This window comes from Polaromonas sp., from assembly GCF_013817205.1.
Classification (GTDB): domain Bacteria; phylum Pseudomonadota; class Gammaproteobacteria; order Burkholderiales; family Burkholderiaceae_C; genus Polaromonas.
Genome location: NZ_JACDDD010000103.1, coordinates 1 through 11,198, shown reverse-complemented (window position 1 = coordinate 11,198; position 11,198 = coordinate 1). Strand labels below are relative to the sequence as shown.

At 62.3% G+C, this 11,198-nt stretch carries 9 protein-coding genes; 4 read left to right on the top strand and 5 right to left on the bottom strand.

What is annotated here, in order from left to right:
• Nucleotides 1–315 precede the first annotated feature (315 nt).
• On the bottom strand, nucleotides 316–1,269 hold the full coding sequence (locus tag H0W47_RS17135; protein WP_296926583.1) for an AEC family transporter: 954 nt from the start codon (nucleotides 1,267–1,269) through the stop codon (nucleotides 316–318).
• 126 nt (nucleotides 1,270–1,395) lie between these two features.
• On the opposite strand from H0W47_RS17135, the gene H0W47_RS17130 reads away from it, so the two are divergent.
• The 4 genes from H0W47_RS17130 to H0W47_RS17115 all read left to right on the top strand — a co-directional run bounded on the left by H0W47_RS17130 (nucleotide 1,396) and on the right by H0W47_RS17115 (nucleotide 6,708).
• Entirely contained in the window at nucleotides 1,396–3,537 is a 2,142-nt protein-coding gene (locus H0W47_RS17130) for an ATP-dependent helicase (protein ID WP_296926581.1), read from the top strand.
• Between the two features lie 227 nt (nucleotides 3,538–3,764).
• Complete coding sequence (locus H0W47_RS17125; protein ID WP_296926579.1) at nucleotides 3,765–4,067, top strand: hypothetical protein; 303 nt, start codon at nucleotides 3,765–3,767, stop codon at nucleotides 4,065–4,067.
• Nucleotides 3,989–5,224 (top strand): phospholipase A, encoded by a 1,236-nt coding sequence (locus H0W47_RS17120; protein WP_296926577.1) that lies wholly within the window; start codon nucleotides 3,989–3,991, stop codon nucleotides 5,222–5,224. Before H0W47_RS17125 ends, H0W47_RS17120 begins: the two co-directional genes overlap by 79 nt.
• 179 nt (nucleotides 5,225–5,403) lie before the next feature.
• Nucleotides 5,404–6,708 carry a sodium:proton antiporter gene (locus tag H0W47_RS17115; protein WP_296926575.1) on the top strand — a complete coding sequence of 435 codons (1,305 nt, stop codon included), beginning with the start codon at nucleotides 5,404–5,406 and terminating at the stop codon, nucleotides 6,706–6,708.
• 192 nt (nucleotides 6,709–6,900) lie between these two features.
• Here H0W47_RS17115 and H0W47_RS17110 read toward each other — a convergent pair whose 3' ends face one another.
• From H0W47_RS17110 to H0W47_RS17095, 4 genes are all read right to left on the bottom strand, one after another.
• Complete coding sequence (locus tag H0W47_RS17110) at nucleotides 6,901–7,218, bottom strand: response regulator (protein WP_296926572.1); 318 nt, start codon at nucleotides 7,216–7,218, stop codon at nucleotides 6,901–6,903.
• 275 nt (nucleotides 7,219–7,493) lie between these two features.
• Nucleotides 7,494–9,098, bottom strand: coding sequence for an ATP-binding protein (locus tag H0W47_RS17105; RefSeq protein WP_296926570.1), 1,605 nt, complete (start codon nucleotides 9,096–9,098; stop codon nucleotides 7,494–7,496).
• A 3-nt stretch (nucleotides 9,099–9,101) separates the two neighbouring features.
• Complete coding sequence (locus tag H0W47_RS17100) at nucleotides 9,102–10,274, bottom strand: FIST signal transduction protein (protein WP_296926568.1); 1,173 nt, start codon at nucleotides 10,272–10,274, stop codon at nucleotides 9,102–9,104.
• Nucleotides 10,275–10,736: 462 nt separating this feature from the next.
• Nucleotides 10,737–11,198 (bottom strand): pyridoxal-phosphate dependent enzyme (locus tag H0W47_RS17095; protein WP_296926566.1); only part of this gene is annotated, 462 nt, incomplete at its 5' end.

Genomic DNA, 11,198 nt, shown 5'->3' with positions numbered 1-11,198 from the left:
GGCCAAAACCCATCCAGTACCCAGACAATTCGACGAACGACACGCATCGGCCGCTGCGCGCCCCAAATCATGTGCTCATCGGACTACTGGTGAAATATCCGGGCTAAAGGGCTTGGGTACATCGGCGTTTTCTCGTTCTTCGGCTCGGCGCTGGCGCTTGTACTAACCATCGTGCTGCGCGGCGGCTCAGGAGTGCCTGCAGGATTGATCCTCCTGCCTGCACTTATATGTGTGCCGTGGTCGGTGTTTCTCACCGAACTGCTAAGTTTTCGCGGGAGCGAGCAAAGTGCGGTCTAGCCCTTTGAGGCGGCAAATCTAGGTCAGCAACGCCACCGCCCCAGAAAAGGTAAAAAACGCCAGCACCGTGGACAGCAAAATGATGCGCGCGATACGTCCGTTGTTGGCGCCAAATCGTTCGGCCAGCAGCGACACATTGCTGGCGCTGGGCAGGGCGGCCACCAGCACGATCACTGTCAGGGCAAAGGGCTGCAGCGGCACGCCCAGTTGGATCGCGCCAAGCCCCATCAACCCGACCAGCAGGGGGTGCAGGACCAGCTTGATCAGCGCGACGGGCACATAGTCTTTCAACGCAATGCTTTCCACGCTGTTCATCTGGGAGCGTGCCAGCACCGCACCTATGGTGAAAAGCGCCACCGGTGAGGCGGCATCGGCCAGCAGGGCGACAGTTTGCATCACCGGCCCTGGCAGAGCCAGTTGCAGACCCGACGACACGGCGCCCAGCACAATCGCCCACGGCATGGGGTTGAGCGCCACGCCGCGCAGCGCCTTGCGGGCCGCCACCTCTGCGCCGTGGGCATCGGCCGAATCCAGCCTTGACAGCGCAATACACAGCGAGCTGGTCACCAGCAGATCGACCACGATGGTGACGATGGCCGGTCCGGCCGCCTGCGCGCCCAGCAGGGCCACAAGCAGCGGCACGCCCATGAAACCGGTGTTCGGAAAAGCCGCCACCAGTGCGCCGAAGGAAGCGTCATTCCAGCGAATGCGCCGGTTGCGCGTGACGGCGATGGTGAAGGCCACCATGACCAGCGCGCAAAACAGGTAGACCGCCACGACACCGACGTCGAGCAGTTGCGCCAGTGGCGTGTTGGCGCCGAACCGGTACAACATGCAGGGCAGCGCGAAGTACAGCACAAAGGTGTTAAGGCCCGGAATTGCCGCCTGCGGCAGCAAGCCACGGCGCGCCGCGAGGTAGCCGCACAACACCAGCGCGAAGAAGGGAAAGGTGATGAGAAGAATGCTTAGCACAAGGCGTATTGTCGCTGCCAAGCTTTGCGGCAAGCTGACTGGCTATGATGCCCGCTATCCTGCTGTTTCCTCGAGCGCCACGATGCGCTGCCGCTGCAGGCTCCTGTCTCCCCGTTTTTTGCCTGCATGTCCCCACCTTCGCCCGATTTATCCACCGCCGGACTTAACCTTGCCCAGCAGGAAGCCGTCAATTACATGCACGGCCCCTGCCTGGTGCTGGCGGGTGCCGGCTCGGGCAAAACACGGGTGATCACGCACAAGATTGGCCGGCTGATCCAGGCCGGCCTGCCGGCGACCGACATCGCCGCCATCACGTTCACCAACAAGGCCGCCGCAGAAATGCGCGAGCGTGCCAAAAAACTGATTGGCGCGCCGGCACGCGGTGTGCTGATCTGCACCTTTCACGCGCTGGGCGTGCGCATGCTGCGCCAGGACGGCGCAGCACTGGGCCTGAAGCCGCAGTTCTCCATCCTCGACAGCGACGACGTCACCAGCATCCTGAAAGACGCCGGCGGCAGCACCGACGCGGCCACGGCGCGCCAGTGGCAGTGGACCATCAGCGCCTGGAAAAACAACGGGCTCAACGCAGCCCAGGCCGAAGCGCAGGCCAGTGGTGATGAAGAGCGGCTGATCGCCCGCATCATGGCGCGTTACGAGGAGCGACTGACGGCCTACCAGAGCGTTGATTTTGACGACCTGATCGGCCTGCCGCTCAAGCTGCTGCGGGAGCACGACGCGGTGCGGGACAAATGGCAAAAAGCCATGGGCCATGTGCTGGTCGATGAATATCAGGACACCAACGCCACGCAATATGAGGTGCTCAAGCTGCTGGTCGGCACGCGCGGCCGCTTCACCGCCGTGGGAGACGACGACCAGTCGATTTACGGCTGGCGCGGCGCGACACTGGATAACCTCAAGAAGCTGCCGGTCGATTACCCGACCCTGCGCGTGATCAAGCTGGAGCAGAACTACCGCTCGACCAGCGCCATCCTGCGCGCGGCCAACAACGTGATTGCGCCCAACCCCAAGCTGTTTCCCAAAACCCTGTTCAGCGAACTGGGCGAGGGCGAGCCGGTGCGCGTGGTGGACTGCGACAGCGAGGAGCACGAGGCCGATCGTGTGGTGGCGCGCATCCAGAGCCTGCGCGCCGAAGGCACTCTTCAGGCCGAGGGCAGCCAGCACAAAGAGTGGAAGGACTTCTGCGTGCTGTACCGTGCCAACCACATGGCCAAGCCGTTTGAAAAGGCCTTCCGCAAGGCCAACATTCCCTACAAGGTCTCGGGCGGGCAGAGCTTTTTCGACCGGGCCGAGATCAAGGACCTGTGCAGCTGGATGGTGCTGATGGTCAACAACGACAACAACGCCGCCTTCATTCGCGCCATCAAGACGCCCAAGCGCGGCATCGGCCACACCACGCTGGCTGCGCTGAGCAGCTTTGCCGAGCAGTACAAGCTGAGCTTGTTCGAGTCGCTGTTCGCCAACTCCCTGAGTGCGGTGCTGCCGGCCAAGGCGCTGGGCTCGCTGCATGAATTTGGCCGCTACCTCAATGACCTGGAGTACCGCGCCAGGCGCACGGTGGGCGCTGAAGATGCGCGCGCTTTTCTGACCGCCTGGCTCAAGGACATCGACTACGAAAAACACATCTACGACAGCGAGGACAGCGAAAACGTCGCCGCCGCGCGCTGGACCAATGTGATGGATTTTTGCGACTGGATGGCGCAGCGCTGCGGCGGGCAGATTGACGACACCAGCGGTGCCGTCATGGCAGCGGAAACCAAAACCATGCTGGAGGTGGTGCAGACGATTGCCCTGCTGTCGACCATCAGCGAGCGCGAAGGCGATCAGAACGTGGTGACCTTGTCCACCTTGCATGCGGCCAAGGGCCTGGAGTGGCCACATGTGGTGCTGGCTGGCGTCAACGAAGGCCTGCTGCCGTTCAAGCTGGATGACAAAAATGGCAACGAGAGCGGCAGCAACAGCGAGGAAAACATCGCGCTGCGCCTGCAAGAGGAACGCCGCCTGATGTACGTGGGCATCACCCGCGCCCAGCGCACACTGGCGGTGAACTGGCTGCGGCGCCGCAAGAAGGGCCGTGAGACAGTCGCCGGCGTGCCCAGCCGCTTCATTGCCGAGATGGGGCTGGACAAAACAACGACCCGGGAAGACCCGCGCGAGAAAATCAGGGCGCTGCGGGCCGAGTTTGCCAAACGCGCAGCCGACAGCGCCGAGGCCAACACCTTGGCCGAAGCAACCAGAGCCGCCGATTGACACGGACATACATGAAATTTCAACCTTACACCCGTTTTGCTATTGTTTTCATAGCTGTTGGCGCTTGCTGCATAAGGGCTGGAGCCCAAAATAATGCAAAGCCACCAGGCCCTGCGCCGCTGTCCGGCGCCTGTCTGACGGCAACACAGCTGACCGCCCCGCATATCTATGGCCAGTGGCGGGTAAACTTCACCCAGGCCCCCGCTGGCTTGCCTGCAGAGGCCATCATGCGCCTGGAAAGGCATGCAGAGTTCAGCGAGAGTGTGGCTGGCTCCGTCCTGCGCGATCTGGGCACGGCGAGGCCAGGGGGACATGCGCCCAGGGCGCAGCTCGCGGGCGATCTGGAAAACGGGTTTTTGACTCTCGACGAGTCTTCAAACGGCATCAGCATCACAGGCACCTGGAACGGTGAATTGGTCAAAGAATCATGCGGAAAAAAATTCACAGGCTTATGGAAAGACACCAGCGACAACGCACCACCGAATACACCGGAGGTGCCGTTCACCCTGGAAAAACTGCCGGGCTGGTAGCCGCTGCCTGTAGCCTGCTCGGCAGCCTGCTTCTTGCCGGCGGCCCGGTATACGCCCAAACCGCCGCGCCGGGCCAGACTGGCTGGCAGGCCTGCCAGGCCATGTCGGGAGATGCCACGGCGCAACTGGCCTGCTTCCGGTCCTGGGCGGACGCTCAGGCGTCAGCCTCAGCGCAGACTGTGCAGCCTGCCCCGCCTGCCACGGCGCCCTCGGTGCAAAAGACCGCAGGTGGACTGCAGCTTCCGGGTAAGGCGCCGGAGGCGCCCGACGGCAAACTCATCGGGTGCCGCGACACAAAGTACTCCGAGCTGTCGCGCTTCTGGGAACTGCAGCGCGGCACCGACTGCGACACCTTTGGCATCCGCGGCTACCGTCCCATCACGGTGGCGGGCGTGGTGTCAGACAGTGTCAATAACAACCCGTCGTCGCCAGCCCCAGGCCACAGTGTGGCCACCCCCTTCAGCTACGAGCGCTCGGAAGTACGGCTGCAGCTGTCGGTACGCACCAAGGTCGCCAAGGGTCTGCTGACCTCGGGTACAGGGGACGAAGCCGGCAGCGATTCGGTGTGGGTCGGCTACACGCAGCAAAGCTACTGGCAATTCTTCAACGGCAACATTTCGCGGCCGTTCCGCACTACCGACCATGAGCCGGAGGTGGTGTACATCTACCCGCACATGATCGACCTGCCGGGTGGCTGGAAGTACCGCCTGAGCGGTCTGGGGCTGAGCCACCAGTCCAACGGCCAGAGCCTGCCGCTGTCGCGCAGCTGGAACCGCGTTTACCTCATGGGGGCCGCCGAGAAGGATCTGGGTGGCGACTCCAGCCTGGGCCTGCAGGCGCGGATCTGGCAGCGCCTGCGCGAGTCCTCAGGCAGTGACGACAACCCCGGCATTTCCGACTTCATCGGCCGCGCCGAGGTGGCCGGCACCTGGCAGATCAACAAGCTGCACAGCCTGGGCATGACAGTGCGCCATTCCCTCAAATCCGATGCACGCGGCTCGGTCAAGCTTGAATGGATGAAAGCCTCGAAAGCCATCGCCGACAGCGCAGCCCTGCGTTACCACGTGCAGTTGTTCAGTGGCTACGGCGACAGCCTGATTGACTACAACCGCCGTCGCAACGTGCTGAGCGTGGGCCTGAGCCTGGTGGACTGGTAGAGCAACGGTGGCCGCTGTCAGAGGACTGACAGGCAGTCGGGAAGCTGCCCCGCAGGCAGGCTGGTCGCGCAGTCACACACTGGCCAGATGCAACCCTATTCGGCCCGCTGGAGTGACCCCATGAACCTGTGCCACGGCGCCCCGCGACCGACGCCCAGAAACGCGGCGCCCTTCCCCTCATGACGGATGAACTGTTGTTGATGTGGGGCTTCGTGGTGGTCGGCGTGCTGCTGATTGTCATCACCATGACCAGCTCCTTCGTCTCGCGCCTGCCGCTCAGCGCAGCCATGCTCTATCTCGCCGTAGGTGTGGGCATCGGGCCTGCAGGGCTGGGTCTGCTGGTGCTGGACCCCCTGCGCAATGCCGGCCTGATCGAGCGACTCACGGAGATCGCGGTGCTGATCTCGCTGTTCACCGCCGGCCTGAAACTTGAAATGCCGCTGAGTGACCGGCGCTGGCGCATCCCGGTTCAGCTGGCCACGGTTTCCATGGTGCTGACGGTGGGTGCCATCACGGCGCTGGGCTACTGGGTCATGGACTTGCCCCTTGGCGCTGCCGTGCTTCTGGGCGCCATCCTCGCACCCACCGATCCGGTGTTGGCCTCTGACGTCCAGGTGTCGGATCCAGGCGACCGGGATCGGCTGCGCTTCGGCCTGACAGGCGAGGGCGGCCTCAATGACGGAACCGCATTTCCTTTTGTGATGCTGGGCCTGGGCCTGCTCTCGCTGCACGACCTGGGGTCGGGCGGCTGGCGCTGGTGGGCGGTGGACGTGTTGTGGGCAGTGACGGGCGGCGTGGCCATCGGCTACTTGCTGGGCGCTCTGGTGGGTCGGGCCATCCTGTATCTGCGGGTCCACCATCGCGAAGCGCTGGGATCAGACGAGTTCATGGCGCTCGGACTGATCGCGCTGGCCTACGGGCTGGCGTTGATCTGTCATACCTACGGTTTCCTGGCCGTATTTGCCGCAGGATTGGCGCTGCGCCGCATCGACAATCCCGGGCCACCGGCCGGCCAGAGTGCGGGCGCCTCCGCCGAGGCCGCAAAAGCACCCGCCCACATGATGCAAGAGGTAGAGCGATTCAATGCCCAACTCGAGCGTTTTGCGGAGGTGGCTGTGGTACTGGTGGTGGGCGCACTGCTGATGGTGGTGGATTTTCAGTCCGAGGTGCTGTGGTTTGTACCGGTCCTGTTTCTCGTCATCCGGCCGCTTTCGGTTTACCTCGGCCTGCTCGGCACCCGCGTCGAGCGCTCACAGCGCCCGTTGATGGCCTGGTTCGGCATACGCGGCATCGGCTCCATCTACTACCTGATGTACGCCATCACCCACGAGCTGAAACCCGAGATCGCCGAGCGCTTGCTGTCCCTTACCTTGGCGGTAGTGGTGGCCTCGGTGATTGCGCACGGTGTGTCGGTCACGCCGCTGATGAAACGTTATGAGCAGCGCAAAGGCGGTGAGCAGCCGCCTTCAGATGCAGCAGATTAAAAAATGGCAGTGAAAGCGCGCCAGTTACCCCCCTGTCTAGCCTTCGCAGCGGCGCGGGCCAAATGCAAAACGCCCAGAACCCGAAAAGGGCGCTGGGGCGCATGAATACTGCTGGCCTGGGATGGAATCGACTCTCCCACTTCCTCCGGTCCGGACTCAAAAACGATCACTCCAGGAGTGGCCCCCGTCCGGCTACGACAGAGCTACCTTAGGCTGCACCTCGGCTCGCCCCGCAAGCTGTGCAAGAACCACCTCGAGTTGATCAAACTCCACCGGCTTCGTCAGGTGCTCGACGGGTCCCGCGTCCTTGGTCGGCTTTCGATCGTTCTCGCTTCCCCAGCCAGTGATTGCCACCAGCAACAGTTTCGAACCTGACGAAGTTGTGCGCAGGCGCCTGGCAACTTCGTAACCGTCCATTCCGGGCATGCCGATGTCCAGCAACACGATCTGGGGTTCGAATGTTCCACTTCGGCAAGCCCAGCAGTGTCGGAATAACAGGTGCTGGCGCATGACCGGGCATTCCGAGTAACGCCGAAAGAGCGATCGCTGCATCCACGTTGTCGTCAACCACAACGATGCGCCAAGTGCGTTTGCCTCGTTGAATCCCTTGCGGCGCGCTCGCAGCAGCGTTACCCCGCCCAACCTCGTACGCTGCGTTACCCGCTGATGCGGGTGGTGCGCACCAGAAATATGGCTCGCCGCAAGTGAGCTCAGTGCAGTGGCAGTGTGGCCCCTGCAACACCTGCGATGTGAGGGAATAATTCCAGAGCTGCCTGCAGGACAATTTACGCTTTACAGAGCAGCGTCTCTATAAGTTCCACTGTCACCGGCTTCACCAGATGCCCGTCGAAACCAGCCTGAGCGCTGCGACGCCGGTCGTTGGGGCTGCCATAGCCAGTGAGTGCGAACAATCTGGCTTTCGAGCCGAAGCGCTGACGCCATTCCCGGGCCGTTTCGTAGCCGTCCATTCCTGGAAGGCCGATGTCCAGGAAGACCAACTCAGGGTGAGGGTCGCGTGTACCCAGCGCCAGCGCCTGCGCCCCGTCATACGCTACGCTCACGCGCGCGCCCATCAAACGCAGGACTTCCGCCAGCGTCTCAGCAGCATCCACGTTGTCATCGACGACCAGAATTTCGGTGGCACCATTTGCTCCGCGTGGCGCGTCATGGCCCACCGCTGCGGGTCGGTCAGCTTCTACGAGGGGCAACTCCACGATGAACTCGCTGCCGCGACCCACACCTTCACTGCGCGCCTCCACACGGCCTCCGTGCAGTTCAATCAACGTCCTGACGAGCGTGAGGCCGATACCGAGCCCGCCTGGCGCCCGGTCGAGCGACCCGGGCACTTGCGTAAACAGGTCAAAGACCGCCTTCAACATCTCCTGCGGAATACCCGGGCCGTTGTCGCACACGCGCACTTCGACCCGCCCAGTTGTGCCGTCCACGTATACAACGAGGTCCCCACCGGGGTCCGTGTACTTCGCGGCGTTGGTCAAGAGATTCGAGAACACCTGGGTCAACCGTACGCGATCGCCGCTCACATGCAGAGCCTCTACGGCGCCAGCCAACCGAAAGTTGTGCCGCCGGCTGTCGATGAGTGGTCGGCTGGCCTCTACCGCTGCGGCGACCACCTCATGAATCGACAGGACCTCGCGACGCAACTCGATCAGGCCACGGCTCACTCGCGAGATGTCCAGCAGGTCATCCACAAGATGTGTCACTTGCTGCATCTGCCGGCCCATCACCGCCAACTGGCGGTCACGACGCACCACGTCTTGCGGGTCAGTCCGCTTAAGCACTTCGATGGCGGTGACGATGGGAGCAAGCGGGTTGCGCAGCTCGTGCGCGAGCATAGCCAGGAATTCGTCCTTTTGCTGGTGCTCCAGCCGCAGTTGCCGATTCAGCTCCGCCGCTGAGGCTCGCGCCGTATCGAGGGCCGTTGCGAGCTGATGCGCGCGCGCCGCAGCATTTCGCGCCTCAGCCGCATTGGCGTTGCCGATTCCCAGAGCTTGCTGCGCGCACAGAACTGCTGCAAGAAGCGGCAAACTCTCGAGCAGGTCATGCGGAAATGGGCAGGGGGCGTCGCATAAAAGCACGAACGCGCAGTCGCTTTCGACGCACGCACTCGCATGCCATTCACAGCCTTCGAGTTCGACGCTTCCCTCCGGTCGAACCTCGTGCAGGCAGCGATGCAAAAAGGTGCGCCAGGAGCGTCCCGCGACGTGCGTTTTGCGCATTCCGGGCGCGGGCAGAAAGACGCCAAGCTCCGGGTCCTTCACAAGAAGAAGCAAATATTTTGCGCCAATCACCTTTGCGAGCGCCTGCGCGGCTTGCTCACGTCCCGCCTCGCTGGTTAACGCGTCTATCAATGGCCGCGGTGAATGCGGCATGCGTCACTCAGGCAGCACGCAGACAACCGCAGTGCAGTTGTGAAAGCCGCCGAATTGACCTTCGGCCCGCGCGATCTGCCCATAGGTATTGCACCCTACGAAACCCGCAGGCTCCAGCAGGTTTGCACACGCCTGCAATTCGTTCTCAAATGCCCGTCCAAGGCGCAAGCGCGTCGCCACGCAGTCAAAAACGAGAGCCGCCGCTGGCTTATTTCCCGCGAGCGCACGCAGGGCAGATTCAGTGGCCTGCTGTGCAGCTCGCACGGCTGACTGGGCGTCTGTTTTCATGATGTGCACAACGGAGCCCTCAGGTACAGCGGCCGCGCATTGAATCGAGCCGTTTTCGCCAATAGACAGTGGCACGCGCAACCGATAACCTCCGGCTGAGCGGATCCCCAGGACATTGTGTAGGAAGAAGGGCAGTGGGTCGGAGGTGTCTAATTCCTGACCCGTGCTGCGAGCGTACTCCCGGATCGCTTCGAGTGCGGGGGCCCCGTTCAGGCCGATCAAGTGCGTCCCCTGTGCCTCCGTGACCCGCATGCCGTCGCTGGCGGGCTCCCATCCATGCGACACACCGATTCCAATCGGTTTTGTCGACAATATCTCAAGCGCTGAAACAGCATTGTTGTACGACCGCGCTCCCGCGAATACGTGGGTGGCCTGAAACTGGCCATCGTCACCCGCTCCACCACCAAAAAATCGGTAATCGCCCTGGGTTTGGAGCGTAAGCTCTTCGACGAGTGCATCCGTGTGGCCGGCCAGCGCATCCGTCATCACCAGAGCACTGTGATGGTTAGGCGCGGACGAACCAATACCGCGGAATCCCTCCACCAGCTGGCGAGCCGCTGTTTGTGCGTTTTCGCTCACGCCCTGGCCCAGGCCGACGGCGAATTTCATGTCTGAATTGCGGATGCCCAAAGCAGACACCTGGCCCTCTCCGCGGCCGCTGTTGGTGAATTCCCCGGCCGACGAAGAACCCGCGATCACTTGTGTTCCTGCTTCGTTCGCAAGCGCTTGAAGAAGCGCGTCGTAGTCATGCTGTGCGGAGGCAAATACGATCACAGCATCGGCAGGCATGCCGTTAAATGCGGCGCGTATGGCTTGTCCAAGTTCCGCGCCCGCAGTGGCGCTATCTGCAGTTTCTGTGAGGGCAATGTGGGTCTGGGTTGTGGGCATGGCGCAAGGTAAAGTTCAGGTCGATAGTCTGCCCGGGAACACTACGGCACGGCGTAAGACCAAGCTCGACCGCAGGGTCGGCGCGGTCCTACATATGCAACCGCTTCCACTGCGACCGGAATTGATAAGTTCCTCCCGGTCGCAAGCACCTACTTCAAACGGGGATGCGGACAAAAACTTGGACTAGCGCGCTGGCGATGCAACTCAATCTTCAACCGTGGACTTCCTCACAATGATTGGTATGGCGGCAGGGGGCAGGTCAGTGGCCCCGGGGCGAATGCTCGCTTATGCGCTGGACGATGCGCTGCTGGAGGTTCGAAAAAATGAGCAGCCGATGGCCCTGACGGCCCCAAAGATGTGAGGGCGCCTGGATCCAGTAAATAGACTCCCAGCAAGCGCAACTGCAAGCTGAGACATGGCCGCGCTTCACCGAGAGCCAGTGCTGGTTGGCCCGGAGAGCCCTTAGGACTTATCCGTTGGAGAAAACAGCTCGGTCATGAACTGCGTAGATTTCAATCCCGTTCCGGTTAGCAAAACCACCGTGGTGTCGGCTGGCTTGATCACACCCCTATGCATTAAAAGGTCGTATGCAGCAGCCGCAGTGGCGGAAGTAGGTTCTGGGTAGAGGCCCATTCGGCTTAGTGAACGAACTGCTGCAATGATTTGCTCTTCGGTCAGCGCCAACGTTGACCCCCCCGTTTCACGGATAGCCGACAGCAGCTGAGGCAAGCGTATCGGTTTACGAATCGCGGTTCCCTCGGCGATTGTGGGCTTCACCATGCGCTCGATGGCTTGGTCAGCCCCGCCGATGAAGCTCGCATCAATGGGTGAACAGTTAAGCGGTTGGGCCGCATGCAATCGTGGCATTCGAGTAATTTGCCCCGCACGAAGCAACTCACTAAAGCCGATATAGCAACCAAGGAC

What these genes read in the sequence shown, in the direction of transcription:
- H0W47_RS17130 (WP_296926581.1), top strand. Translation starts at nt 1,396, where the DNA reads ATGTCCCCACCTTCGCCCGATTTATCCACCGCCGGACTTAACCTTGCC.
- H0W47_RS17125 (WP_296926579.1), top strand. Translation starts at nt 3,765, where the DNA reads ATGCGCCTGGAAAGGCATGCAGAGTTCAGCGAGAGTGTGGCTGGCTCC.
- H0W47_RS17120 (WP_296926577.1), top strand. Translation starts at nt 3,989, where the DNA reads ATGGAAAGACACCAGCGACAACGCACCACCGAATACACCGGAGGTGCC.
- H0W47_RS17115 (WP_296926575.1), top strand. Translation starts at nt 5,404, where the DNA reads ATGACGGATGAACTGTTGTTGATGTGGGGCTTCGTGGTGGTCGGCGTG.
- H0W47_RS17110 (WP_296926572.1), bottom strand. Translation starts at nt 7,218, where the DNA reads ATGCGCCAGCACCTGTTATTCCGACACTGCTGGGCTTGCCGAAGTGGA.
- H0W47_RS17105 (WP_296926570.1), bottom strand. Translation starts at nt 9,098, where the DNA reads ATGCCGCATTCACCGCGGCCATTGATAGACGCGTTAACCAGCGAGGCG.
- H0W47_RS17100 (WP_296926568.1), bottom strand. Translation starts at nt 10,274, where the DNA reads ATGCCCACAACCCAGACCCACATTGCCCTCACAGAAACTGCAGATAGC.